This window comes from Vibrio stylophorae (genome assembly GCF_921293875.1).
Taxonomy (GTDB): domain Bacteria; phylum Pseudomonadota; class Gammaproteobacteria; order Enterobacterales; family Vibrionaceae; genus Vibrio_A; species Vibrio_A stylophorae.
The window spans coordinates 2,237,266-2,255,601 of record NZ_CAKLDI010000001.1 but is presented as its reverse complement, the minus strand read 5'-3'; the positions used below and the strand labels follow the sequence as shown (position 1 = coordinate 2,255,601).

General features: G+C 48.2%; 17 protein-coding genes. 7 read left to right on the top strand and 10 right to left on the bottom strand.

Annotated features, from left to right (window positions below; genetic code table 11):
* Positions 1-68 precede the first annotated feature (68 nt).
* On the bottom strand, positions 69-1,826 hold the full coding sequence (locus L9P36_RS10485) for an alpha/beta fold hydrolase (protein WP_237466612.1): 1,758 nt from the start codon (positions 1,824-1,826) through the stop codon (positions 69-71).
* A gap of 283 nt (positions 1,827-2,109) precedes the next feature.
* Between L9P36_RS10485 and L9P36_RS10480 the strand changes: the two genes are divergently transcribed.
* Positions 2,110-3,462 (top strand): sodium-dependent transporter, encoded by a 1,353-nt coding sequence (locus L9P36_RS10480; RefSeq protein ID WP_237466611.1) that lies wholly within the window; start codon positions 2,110-2,112, stop codon positions 3,460-3,462.
* Positions 3,463-3,537: 75 nt separating this feature from the next.
* Here the strand turns inward: L9P36_RS10480 and L9P36_RS10475 are convergent, their stop codons facing one another.
* From L9P36_RS10475 to metN, 9 genes are all read right to left on the bottom strand, one after another.
* Complete coding sequence (locus L9P36_RS10475; RefSeq protein ID WP_237466610.1) at positions 3,538-3,726, bottom strand: DUF4250 domain-containing protein; 189 nt, start codon at positions 3,724-3,726, stop codon at positions 3,538-3,540.
* Between the two features lies 1 nt (position 3,727).
* Positions 3,728-3,931 (bottom strand): YaeP family protein, encoded by a 204-nt coding sequence (locus tag L9P36_RS10470; protein ID WP_237466609.1) that lies wholly within the window; start codon positions 3,929-3,931, stop codon positions 3,728-3,730.
* A gap of 126 nt (positions 3,932-4,057) precedes the next feature.
* Positions 4,058-4,903 (bottom strand): GGDEF domain-containing protein, encoded by an 846-nt coding sequence (locus tag L9P36_RS10465; RefSeq protein WP_237466608.1) that lies wholly within the window; start codon positions 4,901-4,903, stop codon positions 4,058-4,060.
* Positions 4,904-5,009: 106 nt separating this feature from the next.
* On the bottom strand, positions 5,010-6,149 hold the full coding sequence (locus L9P36_RS10460) for a patatin-like phospholipase family protein (protein ID WP_237466607.1): 1,140 nt from the start codon (positions 6,147-6,149) through the stop codon (positions 5,010-5,012).
* A gap of 111 nt (positions 6,150-6,260) precedes the next feature.
* On the bottom strand, positions 6,261-7,976 hold the full coding sequence (locus L9P36_RS10455; RefSeq protein ID WP_237466606.1) for a proline--tRNA ligase: 1,716 nt from the start codon (positions 7,974-7,976) through the stop codon (positions 6,261-6,263).
* Between the two features lie 61 nt (positions 7,977-8,037).
* The gene (gene tsaA, locus L9P36_RS10450) at positions 8,038-8,751 is read right to left on the bottom strand and encodes a tRNA (N6-threonylcarbamoyladenosine(37)-N6)-methyltransferase TrmO (RefSeq protein ID WP_237466605.1); all 714 of its coding nucleotides are present in this window, start codon (positions 8,749-8,751) and stop codon (positions 8,038-8,040) included.
* 137 nt (positions 8,752-8,888) lie between these two features.
* Positions 8,889-9,701: a methionine ABC transporter substrate-binding lipoprotein MetQ gene (gene metQ, locus L9P36_RS10445; protein ID WP_237466604.1), complete on the bottom strand. Its 813-nt coding sequence runs from the start codon at positions 9,699-9,701 to the stop codon at positions 8,889-8,891.
* Positions 9,702-9,732: 31 nt separating this feature from the next.
* Positions 9,733-10,422 (bottom strand): methionine ABC transporter permease, encoded by a 690-nt coding sequence (locus L9P36_RS10440; RefSeq protein WP_290368694.1) that lies wholly within the window; start codon positions 10,420-10,422, stop codon positions 9,733-9,735.
* On the bottom strand, positions 10,412-11,446 hold the full coding sequence (metN, locus tag L9P36_RS10435; protein ID WP_237466603.1) for a methionine ABC transporter ATP-binding protein MetN: 1,035 nt from the start codon (positions 11,444-11,446) through the stop codon (positions 10,412-10,414). The genes L9P36_RS10440 and metN overlap by 11 nt, the downstream gene beginning before the upstream one ends.
* Positions 11,447-11,668: 222 nt before the next feature.
* On the opposite strand from metN, the gene gmhB reads away from it, so the two are divergent.
* From gmhB to L9P36_RS10405, 6 genes are all read left to right on the top strand, one after another.
* Positions 11,669-12,226, top strand: coding sequence for a D-glycero-beta-D-manno-heptose 1,7-bisphosphate 7-phosphatase (gene gmhB, locus L9P36_RS10430; protein ID WP_237466602.1), 558 nt, complete (start codon positions 11,669-11,671; stop codon positions 12,224-12,226).
* Between the two features lie 184 nt (positions 12,227-12,410).
* Positions 12,411-13,436 (top strand): ABC transporter permease subunit, encoded by a 1,026-nt coding sequence (locus tag L9P36_RS10425; protein WP_237466601.1) that lies wholly within the window; start codon positions 12,411-12,413, stop codon positions 13,434-13,436.
* The gene (locus L9P36_RS10420) at positions 13,433-14,464 is read left to right on the top strand and encodes an ABC transporter permease (RefSeq protein WP_237466600.1); all 1,032 of its coding nucleotides are present in this window, start codon (positions 13,433-13,435) and stop codon (positions 14,462-14,464) included. Before L9P36_RS10425 ends, L9P36_RS10420 begins: the two co-directional genes overlap by 4 nt.
* Entirely contained in the window at positions 14,464-16,452 is a 1,989-nt protein-coding gene (locus L9P36_RS10415) for an extracellular solute-binding protein (protein WP_237466599.1), read from the top strand. Before L9P36_RS10420 ends, L9P36_RS10415 begins: the two co-directional genes overlap by 1 nt.
* On the top strand, positions 16,442-17,419 hold the full coding sequence (locus L9P36_RS10410) for an ABC transporter ATP-binding protein (protein ID WP_237467912.1): 978 nt from the start codon (positions 16,442-16,444) through the stop codon (positions 17,417-17,419). Before L9P36_RS10415 ends, L9P36_RS10410 begins: the two co-directional genes overlap by 11 nt.
* A 1-nt stretch (position 17,420) precedes the next feature.
* Positions 17,421-18,260: an ABC transporter ATP-binding protein gene (locus L9P36_RS10405; protein WP_237466598.1), complete on the top strand. Its 840-nt coding sequence runs from the start codon at positions 17,421-17,423 to the stop codon at positions 18,258-18,260.
* Positions 18,261-18,336: the final 76 nt, after the last annotated feature.

Genomic DNA, 18,336 nt, shown 5'->3' with positions numbered 1-18,336 from the left:
TAAAAAACGCGCGGCTGCGCGTTTTTTATTGGCTGATTGTACGGTGTTCTATCTCAGAGTCGCGGTAATTAAGCGTCCTTTCTAAGCGCAACGGATACGGTAAAAATACCGAAGCGGTCAATGCGCATGCCCATTTTTTCAAAGCCAGCCTCTTCGACAAGCGCATCCATTTCTGCTTGGCTACGACAGCGCATCACCCAGTCATTGCCTTGATGGCCGCCCAGCACTTTGGCAATAAAGGCTTGCTGTGGATGCCAAGGTTGATTGGTATAGATAAGTACGCCGCCAGCTTTTACCTGCTTGGCAACACCAGCCAATGCCTGTTGAATCGGTTGGTTGTCACTAAAGAGCTCAAAGACGCCAGAGATCACAGCCACATCGACATTGCCTTGCTTTTCATAGCTGTCTAAATCAAAGGCATCTTTTTGCTTGGCTTGTACTTTTTCGCCCAGTCCCATTTGCTCGGCGAGCGCAGTGACTTTGGCAATATTATTCGGGCAATAGTCACGCAGCTCTGCGCTTGCTTCAATGTCGGGATGACGCGCCAGAAAATCGCAGATATAGCGACCATTGCCCGTGGCAATATCAAGCAGTTGAATGGGGCGTTTTTCATTGCGCGCCGTTTGCGTCACGGTATCGAGTAGTTCATCTAAATTGGCTTTGCGCAGGCGAATACCACGCCAGCCAATGCTATCTAGGTATTGCTCATCCACCCAGCGACCAAAGTTGCCTTTGCCTGAAGCTTGATTTTGGTAGATATAATCAAGCGTTGAGCCTGAATCAAAGCCTGTTTTTAGCCCTAAGTGGATACCATCGCTGATACGGCCTAGTAGTTTCATGCCTTGTTTTGCGAGCCAGTACCCAGGGTGTTTGGCTGTCATGCATAGACGGTCATATTTGTCTTTGCTTGGACCATAGTGATCTTGCTGATTCAGCTCAGGTGTCCATGGCGCTCTAGCATAGGCGCGCTCAATAAAATCAAGGCTACGAGCAAAGACTTGTTGGCGCTGATCTTCATGGAAAATGGCGTGATAAAAGCCAGGCAGAGATTGCCACTCTTTATAGGGCGAGCTAAGGCCTTGGTAAAATTGGCGCTGCGGACGTCGTTTTACCACCCAATCTTGTTCGGCGCAGAGCATCAAGGTTGGGGTGTGAATGGCACCTGAGTCCTCAACCAATCGAGTGCTGGTATCATAGGTATCAATCAGTAAATCGGTGGCAATGCTATGTGAGATTAATGGATCTTGGTTGAAGGTTTGCTGCTCATGGCGATCGTGGGTTAATACCCGCGCTTTGACATAGCTATTGAGGTTTTCAATCCAACCATTTTTACGCGCAATGCGCAGTAATGGAATGGCCAAAGGTACGTAGAGTTTGATACGAAAAGCGGGCGCTGCGAGTACCAAGGCGCGAATATCTGGCGCATAATCATGAACCCACGCTGCGGCAATGACCGCGCCAATACTCATGGCGATGACACTGGTTTGCTCAAATTCGAGCAGGTGCTGCTGCTTGAGATGACGCATCCACAGCTCGGCATCATGCGTCAGCACAGAGAAGCTTTCAGCAGAATCACGTGTCCCTTCTGACTCGCCATTGCCACGGGCATCCCAAGCAAAGACGTGATAACCCTGCTGCGCATAGAACTGCGCCATTTCTGTTAGTCGAGCACCATGTTCATGGCCACGATGAAAAAGGGTGATAAAGCGGCCGTTATGATTTTCCGCTGGCCAGTGTCGATAGAGAATGCGACAGCCATCAAAGCTGTGAAAAGAGTACAGCTCTGCTTGAGATTGTGGGCAAAGCATAAGTTCACTTGATGACATGACTGGCTCCTTATTCGGTTCACGTCGAAGCGTCTATCATATCGAAATTCGCGCCGCGGCTCAGAATATTCATTCTAAAAAATGTGAGTCATTCTTGGTCATCCCGAGGAATCTGGCAAGTTGTTGCAGTGGGTTTATATGTTGTGATGATGCGCTGAAGCGTTAAATGGCAGATGGATGGGCTGATTTTTGTGCGGCCAACCAAACATGATTCAATAGTGCTTGCCATTTAAACGATTAAACACTATTGTACTAGCGCATTGATACATTTGGAGCGGTAATCATGAGTGCAACACGCGAAACCTTTAGTTCTCGCCTTGGTTTTATCCTTGCAGCGGCAGGTGCTGCTGTTGGTTTAGGTAACATTTGGGGATTCCCGACCCAAGCGGCGCAAAATGGTGGTGGTGCATTTGTATTGATGTATCTACTGATGATTGCTGTGGTGGCTTTCCCAATGTTGGTTATGGAGCTGGCGATTGGTCGCTATGGTCAAGCTAACCCTGTGGATGCCATGGCCAAATTAGCCACAACGCCAATGGGTAAGGTGGCGGGGCGTGTGGTGGGCTGCATTGGCTTAAGTGTACCTTCCGCGGTACTCACCTTTTATAGCATTGTTGGCGGCATGTTGATTGCACTGATGTTTTCGGCGCTGGCTTCTATTTTCCACCTCAATGAATTGAGTGCTTTACTGGCCTCCAATGTGTTGTCGGTGAGCTTGGTTTGCACAGGCATTTTTTATCTACTCACCATTTTAATTGTGCAAGCCGGGGTGAAAGACGGGATTGAGCGTTGGTCGACACGTTTGATGCCAATGCTGTTTGTCCTCTTTGGCTTAATGTTTATTTATATTCTGACCTTAGATGGTGCCATGCAGGGTCTAAAGCACTACTTGATTCCAGACTTTAGCAAAATTTTCGACCCCAAATTGATGTTGGCAGCCATGGGCCAAGGTTTCTTCTCGCTTACCATCGGTGGCTGTTCTATGGTGATTTACGGCTCTTATCTGAGTAAAAAAGAGAACCTTGCTGCTATGGGTTTGAGTGTGACCATTGTGGATTCGGCTGTAGCCTTTATCGCCGGTTTAGTGATTATTCCTGCGATGTTTGTGGCCATGAAACAAGGGGTCACCATCTATGATGCTCAGGGCCAACTGATTGATTCTGGCGCTTTGGTCTTTGGTGTGATGCCTGCCATGTTTACCAATTTGGGTGCTGCGGGTCCTTACCTTGCCTTTATCTTCTTTGGTCTTTTGATTATTGCCGCATTGACCTCATCGATCTCGATGTTGGAAGGTCCAGTCGCACTGGCTGCTGAGCGCACTCACTTTGGTCGCGGCGTGTTGAGCTGGTTTTTCGGGATTGTGCTCGCGCTTTGTAGTGTTGGCATTATTGTCAGCGGTGGTAAGGTCTTTGATTTTGTTGCGACAGCTGCGACACAATATCTACAGCCTGTCTCAGCGCTTCTGTTCTGCTTGTTTGGTGCATGGGTATGGCATCGCAATCAACGCTTTGCTGAGCTTAAATCAGGTTTCCCTGAGTTAGAGAAAAGCTTGTTCGGTCGCATCTGGCCTTGGTATGTACGCTTTGTCTGCCCTGTCTTGGTCAGTTTGGTGTTGTACTCAGCGATTACCGCGTAAGCAAATAATATCAGATCAAAAAAAGGCGCCTTGGCGCCTTTTTTATTGAGTCGAATCTGCAATTGAAATGCTGAATTAGCGGAACTGCTTGATATCGACAAGGTACTCAAAGCCTGCCGCTTTAAGACGGGTAATCAATTTTGCTTTGCTTAGATCATAGTGCGCTACAAGATCGTCTAAATCTTCAAACTCATCGCGCAATTTCATGTTGACGATGCTCATCAACATAATTGGATCCATCGTCAAATAATTGTCGAGTTCCATACTAATCCTCAAAATCACTAATCAGCAGATTGGCACAAGCAAAGGCTGCTTTCTCACGCTGCGCCTGTGGCACGGTTTCGTCAGCAGCAATTTCGTTAAGGGCTTTTACCGCGCAGCTGATGGCTTGCGGAATATAACCAAGTTCAGCACTACCAATTTGGGAATAGGCATGGCGAACCAGTTCACAACAGTCAAAGGGTTTCATAGCAACTCCGAATTAATTTGGCGCTACTATACCTTGTTCATGACTTTAGCCAAATAGGAATCTATCTCACTGTTACAACAAAGAGAAAAAGAACCAAATCACGATGAAAAGGTAGGGATGAAAAAATTAATTGCGCTTGTGTTTATAAAGCTGACGGTCGGCGCGATCATAGAGTGACGCATAGCTGTCACCCGTGCCAAACATCGCAGAACCCATGGCGGTGCGCACGCGAAAACGGGCAAGCAATGAGTTGGTTTGAATGTGCTGCTCAATACGTTGCGTCACCTTATAGATGGACTCTTCGGTGGCGGGTTGCAAAATGGCCGAAAACTCATCACCACCGAGGCGATAGCAGCGATCGCATGCGCGCAGTGAGCTTTGCAATACATGGGCAAATTGGCTGAGTACGCGGTCGCCATCAAGGTGACCATAGGTGTCATTGACTTGCTTGAAGTTATTGAGATCAAACATGATCAGTACTAAGCCGCTTTGTTCACGCTGACATAGTGCGATGGCATGGTTGAGATCCTGTTCAAAGCTGGTGCGATTGCCCAAACCAGTTAAACAGTCACGCAGTGCCATATTTTTGACTCTGCGATACTCAATGGCGCAGCTCAGTGAGCCGGCAAAAAGTTTGTGGTAGGTATTGATCAGACGGATTTCATCTTCATCCAGCGAGTAGGGCGTGCTGTATTGCAAAATGCCTAGATCTTGCTTGGCATATTGCAAACTAAAGCGCTGTCGAAACTCCGTGCCTTTGCCCGCTTTGATGATATAGCTGGTACCTTCGAAATCCCACACCAAAGAGGCGACGTCCAACTGCTTACTGAGTTCGCTTAAAAATGCATGAAAAAGCGGCTTCAGTTCTAGCTTGCCTTGGAGTTTTTGCAGCAGCAAAAGACGTTGCTCCACACCAATAGGCTGGCGTCGAGGTTTGTCTTCAAACAGGTGTTCCCAAAGAGTTGAGTCCATACTGCCTGCTCCATCGCATCGAGTGGGTTAAAAAAGGTATCAAATATTAAGCAATATGCATGCCTAATCAAAATGATTTTTTTATCAATATCTTGAAATGTCGCGTTTATTTACTGATCTCTAAAAATTCGTGCAATTTCGCTCTGTTTTTCTGGGCATCCTGATAACCCTGTTCAATGAGGGCACGAATAAAGGCAGGTTCAAAAAGAAGGAAGCTGGTGATTGAGGCATCGTCGCGCGGGCTGATCCCCAGTAAACGCATTAGGACGCGAACCATGATTGGCATGTTGCCATAAAATTGGCGGGCGATATGGGCAAAACTGCGCTGTGGTGCCATCAGGCAGACATCAATATGCCGCAGGTCGAGGGATTTTTTTTGCCGCTCGGTTAAGTGGCGAATGAGTAAGTTGGTCCGTTCAAGCTGCTCAATGTCAGCCGTGAGCGCATCACTAAAGATGGTATCGAGCAAATGGCCTGAGATATGCCCTAGGCCTGGTGGATGCTCTGTCGTTTGTTTTTGACCTGTTCTCGGTGGGGTGACACTGATAATCAGAATTTTATCGGCGCCAAGTTTAATCGCAGGGCTGAGTGGCGAAAGCTGGTGGATAGAGCCGTCGCCAAAATAACTATCGCCAATTTTTACCGCCGGAAAGAGGAGTGGAATGGCGGCTGATGCCAGCAGGTGATCATTGCGAATTAGCGCGGGGCGGCCTTTGTGTTTGGCTTTGGTCCATGGACGAAAATGTCCTTGGCCTTGATAAAAGCTCATGGAGACACCGCTTTGATAGCTGGAGACGGTGACCGCAAGCGCATCGAGTACTTGGCTGCGAATTTGCTGTTCAAGCCTTGGATAGTGGATCACTTCATTGAGCATGCTGCGTAGCGGTTGGTTGTCGAGCAGTGAGACTGTGGGGGGGGGGAGATAACTGGCACGCATACGACCAAATACTTGGCCGAGAATATGTTTACTGACGCCAGTAAAGGTTGCAGCAAAAACGCGATTGGTATGAAGGCGTCGCCAAAACCAATCGAGCTTTTTGACCCCGAGGCGAAAGCAAGCGTTGTAACTGGCAACTGCGGTGGCATTAATGGCGCCAGCCGAGGTGCCGCAATAGATGGAAAATGGGGCATGATGAACACGCGGATACCACTCGGCAATCGCTTTGAGAACGCCAACTTGATAGGCCGCTTGCGCACCACCACCGGTGAGCATCAGGGCGCATTTTTGTTGCGACTTTGCTGCCATGCACGCTTCCTTTTTGATCTCCTTATTCAAGGGTAAGCCAAAATTTCAGCCTTTGAGAAACAAAAAAACGCCTCAAATTGAGGCGTTTATTCAAAATGGAGCGAAGTCGAATTATTGAAGTTTGGCTTGAATGAAATCAATCATCTCTGCCATGGCAACCGCTTCTTTGTTGCCGTCACGACGAGATTTATACTCAAATACGCCTTCATCCATGCTGCGTTCACCGATAATGATGGTATGTGGAATACCGATCAATTCCATATCGGAGAACATCACCCCTGGGCGCTCTTTACGATCGTCAAATAGCACTTCGATACCCATTGCAGAGAGTTCTGCATAGAGTTTTTCAGCGGCTTCTTGAACGCGCTCAGATTTGTGCATGTTCATTGGTACGATAGCCACTTGGAACGGTGCCAATGCATCCGGCCAAATGATGCCGTATTTGTCGTGGTTTTGTTCAATGGCAGAAGCAACAACGCGGGAAACGCCGATACCATAGCAACCCATTTCAAGGATTACGTTTTTACCATCAGCGCCAAGCACGCCACAGTTCATTTTTTCAGAATAAGTGGTGCCCAATTGGAAGATATGACCTACTTCAATACCACGTTTAAGCAGTAGGGTACCTTGACCACATGGGCTTGGATCGCCTTCGACCACGTTACGTAGATCGGCTACTTGACCTAATTCAACGTCACGACCCCAGTTGATGCCGAAGTAGTGTTTGCCGTCGATGTTTGCACCCGCGCCAAAATCACTCATTACCGCAACAGAGCGGTCGACGATAAATGGTAGTTCAAGACCCACAGGGCCGAGAGAGCCTGCGCCCGCACCGATCAGCTCGCGCATCTCTTCTTCAGTGGCCATCTCTAGCGGCGCTGCAACTTCAGCAAGGTTTTCCGCCTTGATTTCGTTTAGCTCATGGTCACCACGAACGATCAACGCAACAATCGGTGCATCGATTTGATCTGATGCTTTGACAAAGAGGGTTTTCACGGTTTTTTCGATTGGCAAACCGTGTTGCTCAACCAATTCTGCGATGGTTTTCGCGTTTGGTGTATCAACCAAAGTCATCTCGACAGTTGGTGCCGCGCGTTCAACGGCAGGCGCAATGGCTTCTGCTTTCTCGATATTCGCTGCGTAATCAGACTCGGTTGAGAATGCGATCAAGTCTTCGCCGCTTTCCGCTAGTACGTGGAACTCTTGTGAGCCATTACCACCAATAGCGCCAGAGTCAGCCAATACTGGACGGTACTCAAGACCCATGCGGTCAAAGGCTTTACAGTAAGCATCGTGCATCGCTTGGTAAGATTGCTCAAGACCCGCTTTGTCCATATCAAAGCTGTAAGCATCCATCATGCAAAATTCGCGGGCGCGCATCACACCAAAACGTGGACGGCGCTCATCGCGGAATTTGGTTTGGATTTGATATAGATTGATTGGCAGTTGCTTGTAAGAACTCACTTCATTGCGCACCAATGCGGTGATCACTTCTTCTGCAGTTGGGCTCAGAACGAAAGGACGCATGTGGCGGTCGGTAAAGCGAAGAAGCTCGGGACCCATCTTCTCAGAGCGGCCAGTCTCTTCCCATAATTCAAACGGCTGAACAACCGGCATCAATGTTTCGATTGCACCGGCGTTGTCGATCTCTTGACGAACGATGTTTTCAACTTTACGCAGCACGCGTAGACCTGTAGGCAGCCAAGTATAAAGACCTGAAGCCAGCTTACGGATCATACCTGCACGCAGCATGAGCTGGTGGCTCACGATTTCTGCGTCGTTTGGGGTTTCCTTCAAAGTGGAGAGAAGGTATTTACTGGTACGCATTTGGGTATCCGTATTCAAAATGAAAAAAATAGTGGGTTAGTTTACCAGCGCTTGCTTTAGTTCAAAAGTGCTGGATGTGGTCAATCACAATTTGAGTATGGCCATCATCGCCTAGTTCAAAATAGAAGTGCACATTGAGATCAAAAAGATGTACCGCATAGCGCTTTTGATCGGCCTTGCCTTTTTTATAAGCAGGGCGTGGATCTTGGCTTAAAACTTCGACAATCACCTGCTGTTGCATCGTGCTTAGCTTCAGGTTTTGCTGATCCTGCAGTGCTTGCGCAGACCAAGTGACCTCGCTGGGTGTCGGCGCACTGGGCGCAAATCCGCCCTTAGCATCGACAATGGCATCGCTGTAGGGAATGTAGGGCTTGATATCGACAATGGGTGTGCCATTCACCAGGTCGGCACCGCTCACGGCAATGATCACTTGCCCTTGCTCAAGTCGAATCCCTTCTAATTTGACTGCCGATTGGCCGATACCGTTAGGACGAAAGGTGGCGCGAGACGCAAATACGCCAATGCGTTCATTGCCACCTAAACGTGGCGGACGAACCGTTGGTCGCCAGCCTGCCTCTAAATTTTGATCAAACAAAAATAGTAGCCATAGATGGCTAAATTGCTCCAATCCACGCACCGCTTCCCATTGGTTGGCTTGCCCTTGAAGATGAATTTCACTGATCACGCTCGGCGCTAAACCGGGTTGGCGCGGTACGGCAAACTTTTCTTGATAGGGGCTTTTCAGCGTGCCCACGGGGGTGATGCGATAGGTCATAATTTATTTTTGGTTGAATGCGACATGGTGGCAGAAGATAGCATAGCCGCTTGGCGCTGTATGCTGGGATTGAGATAAAAACAAAGGCTGACATGGTGTCAGCCTTTGTTGTGCAATGATTCAATCAATCGCGGTAATTACCAGCCTTTTACTGCGCCGCCATCAAATAGCTCAAGCGCTTTATTAAAGACTGCGTCAGTTTGGTAAGACTGAACAAATTGCTTCACTTTTTCATCATTGACATTGTCTTGACGAGCAACGATGAGGTTGACGTAAGGTGATTCTTTGTCTTCAACAAACAAGCTGTCTTTTTCAGCGGTGAGGCCAGCGCGACCAGCAAAGGTGTTGTTAATCACAGCAAGTTGTACATCGTTTAGTGCGTGTGGCAATTGCGCCCCTGGCAGTTCAACAAACTCAAGGTTCAGTGGGTTTTCAACGATATCCAGCGCAGTTGCGGTGAGGCCTGCATTGTCTTTGAGTTTCAGAAGACCTTGCTTCTCAAGCAAAATCAGTGAACGACCCAAGTTGGTGAGATCGTTTGGTAGGGCAACTTTGTCGCCTTCTTTCAGCTCGCTGATGTTCTTGATTGATTTTGAATAAGCTGCAATTGGGTAAACCAAGGTATTGCCAGCAATTGCAAACTGGTAGCCCTTGTCTTTTACTTGCGCATCAAGATATGGCTTGTGCTGGAATGCATTGAGATCAATTGATTTGTCATGCAGTGCGGTATTTGGTGTCACGTAATCATTAAAGGTCACAAGCTCAACATCAAGGTTGTATTTCTCTTTCGCAACTTTACTCGCAATTTCAGCAAGCTCAGTTTCAGGACCAGCCATCACGCCAACTTTTAGCACTTGCGCTTGTTCATCTTTACTTTCACCACAGCCGGTTAGGGCAAGTAGTGCGCCAAGGCCCAAGGCCACTGCAATATGTTTTAGGTTAAATTTCATCATTGTTCTCCTAACTTTCAATTTTTATCCATTAACGGTGATCAACGCGGCGGACCAAGTAATCGCCAAGGCTTTGCACCAGTTGCACCAATATGATGAGTAGAATAATTGCCACCACCATCTCGCCATGTTGTGAGCGGTAATAGCCGTAGTTGACGGCATAGTCACCAATACCGCCACCACCCACAGTACCCGCCATAGCTGAGTAGCTGATTAAAGTGATCAGGGTAATGGTCAATGCATTGATAATTCCGGGAAGCGCTTCGGGTAAAAGCACCTTACAAATAATCTGAAACTTGCTCGCCCCCATGGCTTTTGCCGCTTCCACAAGACCGGATGGGACTTCCATCAGTGCGCCTTCAATCAGACGTGCGATAAATGGAATGATGCCAATGGTCAGTGGCACCACAGCGCCCGCGGTACCGATACTGGTGCCGACCACGAAGCGGGTAAAAGGCACCAAAGCCACCATTAGAATCAAAAATGGAATGGATCGACCGACATTGACCACCCAACCTAAAATGAGATTGAGTTTGGCGTTTTGGTAGATACCACCCAATTTGCTCTGGTGTAGGATCACACCAAGTACAGTGCCGACGATAAAGCCAATCACACTGGCAATGGCAACCATGATCAGCGTATCGAGCATGGCACCAGGAAGTAGTGATAACAGTTTCGGTGTTTCAGGATCCGCGATCCAAGCTTGTAGACTAGCGAACATAACCAAGCACCTCCACATTCACTTTGTGCTGACGAATATAGGCAATGGCTTGCTCGCCATCCTCTTTAGTACCGAGTAGTTCGGCATGGAGCAGACCAAATTTCACGCCGCCGGCGTAGTCTAAATCTGAGCTGAGAATACTAATATCAATGTTGAACTCACGCGCCACTTGGCTTATCAGCGGCACATTTACCGAAGCGCCGGTAAATTCCAGGCGGATCAGTGGATAGCAGCCTTCTTCATATTCTGGCTGGAGGCGCTCAGCAAATTCAGCCGGAATGGTAAGGTTTAAGGTTGAGCGAATAAATTGCTGCGCTAGCGGTGTTTTGGCATGGGCAAAAATATCGCCCACAGGGCCGCTTTCAACCAGCTCACCGCCACCAATAATCGCCACATCAGAGCAAATTTGTTTGACCACAGACATCTCATGGGTGATCAGCAAAATAGTGAGGTTGAGCTGCTGATTGATTTCGCGAAGCAGATTTAAAATAGACTGGGTGGTGGCTGGATCTAGCGCACTGGTCGCTTCGTCACAAAGCAGTACCTTTGGCTTATTGGCTAGCGCACGGGCAATGGCGACACGCTGTTTTTGACCGCCACTGAGATTAGCAGGATAGACATCGCGCTTATCACTGAGGCCAACTAGTTCAAGTAATTCACTGACGCGCTGCTCGATTTCAGCTTTTGGCGTGTTGGCCAATTCAAGCGGCAATGCCACATTGGCAAACACAGTGCGCGATGAAAGCAGATTAAAATGTTGGAAAATCATGCCGATATTGCGGCGCGCTTGAGAGAGCGCTTGATCATCTAAGGTGGTGAGGTCGATACCATCGACAATGACTTTGCCGCTGGTGGGGCGCTCTAGAAGATTGACGCAGCGGATCAGCGTACTTTTACCTGCGCCTGAGGCGCCAATAACGCCAAATATTTTCCCTGCTGGGATCTGTAGATTGATATCACGCAGCGCCGCGATATCGCGTCCGCCTTGGTGAAAAATCTTATTGACCTGTTCGATTTGAATCATGGCACTTCCTACTTCCTGCGTGCTCAAGCATCTTGCCGGAATATCCTGATGATATTTTGGCATCCTGCCAGCCAGATATGTTCTCGTTGCAAATGATACTAGGGACTAGAATGAAGCAAGTCAATAGACTTTTTTATGTCTAGACGTCTAAAACTTTTTGCCGTGATTTCTTTAAGGCTGCATGCGATACTTAGCCGTTGATTGATCAAAGAGAATGCAATTTTGTCAAACCCAGCCGTTTTTATTGACCGAGATGGTGTCATTAACGTTGACCATGGTTATGTGGCGACCACCGATGATTTTGAATATGTCGAAGGTGTTTTTGATGCCTGCCGCGCGCTTAAAGCGCAGGGTTACCTATTGGTTTTGGTGACCAACCAATCGGGGATCGCCCGAGGTTATTTTAGTGAAGACCAGTTTCTATCCCTTACTGAATGGATGGATTGGAACTTTGCAGACAACGGCGTGGATTTTGATGGCATCTATTATTGTCCGCATCACCCAGAGCATGGCATTGGCGAATACAAGCAAGATTGTGATTGTCGTAAACCCAAGCCTGGCATGTTTTTCTCTGCGCGCGATTTTCTAAAAATCGATATGGCCAATTCAGTGATGATTGGTGACAAAGCCGATGATATGCAAGCGGCGATCAATGCGGGTATTGGTACCAAGGTGTTGGTGCGCACCGGCAAGCCGGTGACTGAGCAAGGCGAAAGCTTGGCTGATGCAGTGCTTGATAGTATTGCTGATGTGCCAGCTTATTTGCGCGATCGCGCATAATCGACCATCGCTTGATTGCCAATGTATGCAATATCCAATTGTGCGCTTGCTGTCTAGAATGATCGGCGAACAATGTGACTGAATTATGAGACCACAGCCAAGGCTGTGGTCTTTTTTTTGTTTCGTCTTATATACTTGAGCGTATGTTTTTTGATCATCGGCCGACAAGGATGGATTTGCCGCTATGCCCAGTTATATCGCTCGCCGCTTACTTTTGATGATCCCCACCTTTATTGGTATCACCCTATTGGTGTTTGCTCTGACGCGCTTTGTACCGGGTGGGCCGGTGGAGCGTTTAATGTTGGCAAGCCAGCTGGAAGGCGGCACCAGCAGTATGATGGAGGAGTCCAGCTCAGGCCTATCGCAAGATCAACTTGCGGAGCTCAATGCCTTTTATGGTTTGGATAAACCCATTGGCAGTGCCTATCTTGAGTGGTTGGGGCATTTGCTGCAGTTTGATTTAGGCGAATCGACACGCTACTACGAACCTGTACTGTCGATGATTTTAGAACGCCTTCCTGTCTCGCTTTTCTATGGCCTTGCCACCTTTCTTATTGCTTATCTGGTTTCAATTCCACTGGGGTATTACAAGGCGCTGAAACATCAGCAGCCTTCTGATGTTGCTAGCTCTGTGGTGATCTTTATTGGTTATGCGCTGCCTGGTTATGTGGTGGGGGTGCTACTGATCAGTGTGTTTAGCGATCATTTGGAATGGTTTCCCATGGGGGGCTTTGTCGATGATGACTTTAGTGATTTTACCCTGTGGGGGCAGGTTAAAGATCTGCTCTGGCATGCGGTGTTACCGCTGACCTGTTATGTGGTGGGCGATTTTGCGCTGCTGACCATGACCATGAAAAATAACTTAATGGAAAACTTGGCCGCTGACTATGTGCGCACCGCCATTGCTAAGGGGTTGCCATTTCGCCAAGCGGTGCGTCGCCATGCACTGCGTAATAGTTTGATCCCCATTGCCAGTCATTTTGGCAACTCACTGATGTTCTTTTTAACGGGTTCTTTTTTGATTGAAGTGATCTTTGACATTGATGGCATTGGCCTGTTGGCATACGACGCCATTATGGAACGGGATTATCCGGTGGTGATGGGCATTTTAGCGATCAACGCGGTGCTGCTAATGGTGGGCAATCTTCTGTCTGATATTTGTGTTGCGCTGGTGGACCCGCGCGTGAAATTTGGCGAGGCAGCAGCATGATAAGCGATTTAACTCGAAAGAAATGGCAGCGTTTTCGCGCCATTAAACGCAGTTACTACTCTTTACTCCTGATGTTGGCATTGCTGCTATTGGCCTGTTTTGCCGAGCTGTTTGTGAATAGCCGTGCCTTAGCGGTGCGTTATGACGGGCAGTGGTATTTTCCAACCTACGCCAATGTCTATTCGGGACATACCTTTGGCCAAGATTATGGCTATGAAACTGATTATCGAGCGCTAAAAAAAGCCTTTATCGGTAGCGATAATTTAGTGCTGATGCCGATCATTCCATGGAACCCCTTTGAGCAAGATTATGACAATGATTTTCCGCCTAGCGCGCCCAATCTAGAGCATCGTCATTTTCTCGGAACAGATACCGTGGGGCGAGATATTGCCGCGCGATTGATTTATGGCTTTCGTATCGCCATTGGCTTTGCCCTACTGACGATGTCAGTCTCCTTTGCCATTGGGGTGCTGGTAGGTTCGGCTATGGGATTTTTTGGCGGCCGGTTTGATTTGCTTATGCAGCGCTTTATCGAGATTTGGTCCATGGTGCCCTTTCTCTACGTCATTATGATCTTGGTGTCGATCATGAAGCCAAGTTTTACCCTATTTGTCGCCATTAACGTGCTCTTTGGCTGGATGGGAATGACCTGGTATATGCGCACCATGACCTACAAAGAAAAAGCGCGTGATTATGTTATGGCGGCACGCGCCATTGGTGCTTCTAATTGGCGCATTATTACCCGTCATATTTTACCCAACACCATGGTGATGGTGGTGACGCTCGCGCCCTTTGCCATTGTCGCCAATATTTCAGCATTAACCGCTTTAGATTATTTGGGGCTAGGGCTGATGCCACCAACCCCGAGTTGGGGAGAGCTACTGCAGCAAGGTAAATCCAACCTACAAGCGCCTTGGATTGTCAGTTCCGTGGTTACGGCTGTGGTGCTGGTCTTGGTGATGGTGACCTTTATTGGTGAGGGCGTACGCGAGGCCTTCGATCCGAAAAAATACACACGGTACTGCTAATGAAAAAATATGGACTGCTTTTTATTGGCTTATGGAGTGCTGCGGTTTGCGCTGAGCATTCTGTGCAAACAACAAATGGCGTGCAGGTGCAAGAAAATGCGCCTCAATTGGCTGCTGAACAAACGGCTGTGGCTGCAACGCCCGGCTTAGCGCTGAAACCCATGCCCGCCAATTTAATCTGGCAATATAATAATGACGCGCCTTTGTTTGCCTCGCCTGAAGCGAAATTTGGCGGTACTTATCGCACCTTTATCGCTTCTTTCCCTCAAACATTTCGTACCGTTGGCCCTGATTCAAATGGCTCATTTCGTGCTTGGATTTTGCAAGCATCAGAGTCTCTTTTGCAAAAACACCCCAATACTGAGCAGTGGCTACCGGCGATCGCACAATCTTGGGCGCTGGGAGATGATCATCAAACCGTTTATTACCGGCTCGATCCTAAGGCACGTTGGAGTGATGGCGTGCCCGTAACCGCCGATGATTTTCTCTATCTTTTCCAATTTATGCGCTCAAAAGACATAGTGTCGCCTTGGTATAACGACTTTTACACCAATGAGCTTTCAGGGGTAATTAAGTACGACGATCACACCCTGGCAGTGGTATCAGCTAAACCGCGTAATGCCGATGAGCTGATGTACTACGTCAATTTAACCCCACGCCCCGCCCATTTTTATGCCAACCCGAAAAATGATGTCAATCAAGATGGGGTCGAAGATAACTATGTACGCCGCTTTAACTTTAAACCTGAGCCGGTGACCGGTCCCTATCGCATTGCCAAAATTCGAAAGGGCAAGACAGTGGAGTTTCACCACATGGGGCAAGACTGGTGGGGCTACCACAATCGCTACTATCAGAACCGATTTAATGTCGCCAAGATTCGTATCAAGGTGATCCGCGATATGGACATCGCCCTGAAATATTTTGAAAAGGGCAAATTAGATAGCTTCGTGATGCTGATGCCGACCTTTTGGCACGATAAAGCCAAGGGTGAGTTGTATGACCAAGGCTATATTCATAAAGCTTGGCTCTATAACGAAACCTCACAGGGTGCTGGGGATATTTGGCTGAATGTAAATAAGCCGCCGCTGGATAATCTCAATGTGCGCCGTGGTGTGATGCAAGCGCTGGATTTGGATTTGGTGATTGAGCGCGTGCTGCGTGGCGATTACTCTCGAAAACCCCATGGATTGGGCGGTGGGCGAGGGGCGTACGACCTCGATACAGCCCCTCTCCCGTTTGACCCACAAAAAGCGGGCGCATACTTTGCCAAAGGTGGCTTTGATCGTCTCGGTGGTGATGGCATTCGCATTAACGCCAAAGGGGAGCGATTGGCGCTGGAGTTGGTGTACTTAAGTAAAGCGCATACCCCGCGGGTGGTGATCCTAAAAGAGCAGGCCAAGCTGGCGGGTTTAGAGCTGAATTTGAAATTGGTTGAAGGCTCAACCGGCTTTAAATATGTGCTTGAGAAAAATCATCAGCTCGCGATGTTTGGTATGTCAGCCGGGGATATTCCCGTGTACTGGCAATATTTCCATTCATTTAATGCCAACAAGCCGCAAACCAACCATTTTACCGGTTATCACTCGGAAAAGCTCGATCAGTTGATTATGCGTTACCGCGATGAGTTTGATATTGAAACCAAGCGAGCGTTATCTCGGCAGATTCAGCAAGAGGTCATTGATGCGGCGGTGATTGTGCCAGGTTTTGCAGTGCCCTATAGCCGCTCGGCCTATTGGCGTTGGATGAAACTACCTGAGCAACCAGCGACGAAAAAAGCCACGGCAATTTTCTTTGAATCGGGTTTTGCCGGCTCAACGGGGACTTTCTGGATTGATCTCGATGAAAAGGCAAAAACAGAAGAAGCCAAAGAAGACGAGCGACCGATGAATCCGGTGACCTTGATTGATCATCAATTTAAGTTGGTGCATGAGGACGCACTCGCGCAGCAACAAACGACAGACACGATATCAGGAGGTGGTGATGAGTGATGTGATTCTTGCGGTCAAGTCATTAACCACCCAGTTTCAAACCGAACAAGGGCTGTTGACAGTCGTCGATGATTTGAGTTTTGAGCTGCGCGCTGGTGAAACCTTGGGTATTGTCGGGGAATCAGGCTGCGGTAAAAGTGTGACGGCAATGTCGATCCTTGGTTTATTGCCTCAACCCTATGGGCGGGTGAGCGGTGGCGAGATTCTATTTCAGGGGCAGGACTTATTAAAAGCGTCGGCGCAGCAACGTTATCAGCTGCGGGGCAATCGCATTGCGATGATTTTCCAAGATCCTATGACCGCGCTTAACCCAGTACAAACTATTGGCCAGCAGCTAGCCGAAGTATTTGAACTGCACCGAAGCGATGTGGCAAAGCCGAAAGTAAAAGCGGCATCCATCGCCTTGCTTGAGAAAGTGGGGATCACTGAGCCTGCCGCTCGTTTGTTGGTTTATCCACATCAGTTATCTGGTGGGATGCGCCAGCGGGTGATGATCGCCATGGCGTTGGCATGTCGGCCAGATATTTTAATTGCCGACGAGCCAACCACTGCACTGGATGTCACCATTCAGGCGCAAATTTTAGAATTGATTCAATCTTTGCAGCAAGAAACTGGCATGGCGGTGATCTTTATTACCCATGACTTGGGCGTTGTTGCTGAGATGTGCGACCAAGTTTTGGTGATGTATGCCGGCAAAGCGGTGGAACAAACCGATGTCTTTACCTTGTTTGATTTTCCGCGTCATCCTTATACCAAAGGATTGCATGCGGCAATGCCATCAATATCGCAAACTGCAAAGAGCAAATTGCTGACCATTGAAGGTCAAGTTCCCCCTTTGCATGCTATGCCAAAGGGATGTCGATTTGCCAACCGCTGCCAATATGTATCAGCGCAGTGTGAGCAGTCCCCGCAAATGCAATGGCAGCAGCAACATGGTGTGGCATGTTGGCACTGGCAGGAGATCTGAAATGACAACACCGCTATTAGAAGTAGTTGATATTGGGCAGCGCTTTGCATTGAAAGGCCCTTGGTGGAAGAAGCGGCAATACTTTCAAGCGGTCAAAGGTGTTTCATTGCGTGTGAGAGCCGGCGAAACGCTTGGTATTGTCGGTGAATCTGGCTCGGGTAAATCGACACTGGGGAAAACTATTCTTAATTTGCTCAGACCTAGTGAAGGGGCTCTGTATTTTCAAGGACACGAGTATACCCATGTGAGAGGCAAAGAGATGCGCGCTTTACGCCAGCAGATGCAGATGGTATTTCAAGATCCCATGGAGTCATTGAATGCGCGCCACACGATTGGAATGATAATAGAAGAGCCTTTGCTTATTCATGGATTGGGAAATCAACAGCAGCGCCGAGCGCGCGTTTTGGCTTTATTAGAAAAAGTTGGAATGCCAGCTTCCAGTATTGATAAATATCCCCATGAATTTTCTGGTGGCCAACGTCAGCGCATAGGTATTGCACGAGCCATCGCATTGTCACCCAAACTTCTGATTTGCGATGAGGCTGTATCAGCACTTGATGTATCCGTGCAGGCACAAATCATTAATCTGCTTTTATCACTACAGCAAGAGATGGGGCTTGCGACGATTTTCATCGCACATGACCTATCCGTGGTGCGGCATGTATCCGATCGCATCGCAGTGATGTATCAAGGTGAAATCGTAGAGCAGGGTGAGGCGCAGCAGGTTTATCATGCCCCACAGCATCCATATACGCAGAAACTATTGGCTGCAATTCCGGTTCGTCATCCCAGTTTAAGAAAAAGAGAGCAAATCAATTTGTCGCAACAGCAGGCTGTTTGATGTTTTCTTCACCAAATTAAGCTGATTTCTCTAGGATAGAATGCAGCTTTGTGTGTTTTATGAACAAACAAAACAA

Excerpts from the sequence above, each read along its gene's own strand:
- L9P36_RS10485 (WP_237466612.1), bottom strand. The coding sequence starts at position 1,826 with ATGTCATCAAGTGAACTTATGCTTTGCCCACAATCTCAAGCAGAGCTG.
- L9P36_RS10480 (WP_237466611.1), top strand. The coding sequence starts at position 2,110 with ATGAGTGCAACACGCGAAACCTTTAGTTCTCGCCTTGGTTTTATCCTT.
- L9P36_RS10475 (WP_237466610.1), bottom strand. The coding sequence starts at position 3,726 with ATGGAACTCGACAATTATTTGACGATGGATCCAATTATGTTGATGAGC.
- L9P36_RS10470 (WP_237466609.1), bottom strand. The coding sequence starts at position 3,931 with ATGAAACCCTTTGACTGTTGTGAACTGGTTCGCCATGCCTATTCCCAA.
- L9P36_RS10465 (WP_237466608.1), bottom strand. The coding sequence starts at position 4,903 with ATGGACTCAACTCTTTGGGAACACCTGTTTGAAGACAAACCTCGACGC.
- L9P36_RS10460 (WP_237466607.1), bottom strand. The coding sequence starts at position 6,149 with ATGGCAGCAAAGTCGCAACAAAAATGCGCCCTGATGCTCACCGGTGGT.
- L9P36_RS10455 (WP_237466606.1), bottom strand. The coding sequence starts at position 7,976 with ATGCGTACCAGTAAATACCTTCTCTCCACTTTGAAGGAAACCCCAAAC.
- tsaA (WP_237466605.1), bottom strand. The coding sequence starts at position 8,751 with ATGACCTATCGCATCACCCCCGTGGGCACGCTGAAAAGCCCCTATCAA.
- metQ (WP_237466604.1), bottom strand. The coding sequence starts at position 9,701 with ATGAAATTTAACCTAAAACATATTGCAGTGGCCTTGGGCCTTGGCGCA.
- L9P36_RS10440 (WP_290368694.1), bottom strand. The coding sequence starts at position 10,422 with ATGTTCGCTAGTCTACAAGCTTGGATCGCGGATCCTGAAACACCGAAA.
- metN (WP_237466603.1), bottom strand. The coding sequence starts at position 11,446 with ATGATTCAAATCGAACAGGTCAATAAGATTTTTCACCAAGGCGGACGC.
- L9P36_RS10425 (WP_237466601.1), top strand. The coding sequence starts at position 12,411 with ATGCCCAGTTATATCGCTCGCCGCTTACTTTTGATGATCCCCACCTTT.
- L9P36_RS10420 (WP_237466600.1), top strand. The coding sequence starts at position 13,433 with ATGATAAGCGATTTAACTCGAAAGAAATGGCAGCGTTTTCGCGCCATT.
- L9P36_RS10415 (WP_237466599.1), top strand. The coding sequence starts at position 14,464 with ATGAAAAAATATGGACTGCTTTTTATTGGCTTATGGAGTGCTGCGGTT.
- L9P36_RS10405 (WP_237466598.1), top strand. The coding sequence starts at position 17,421 with ATGACAACACCGCTATTAGAAGTAGTTGATATTGGGCAGCGCTTTGCA.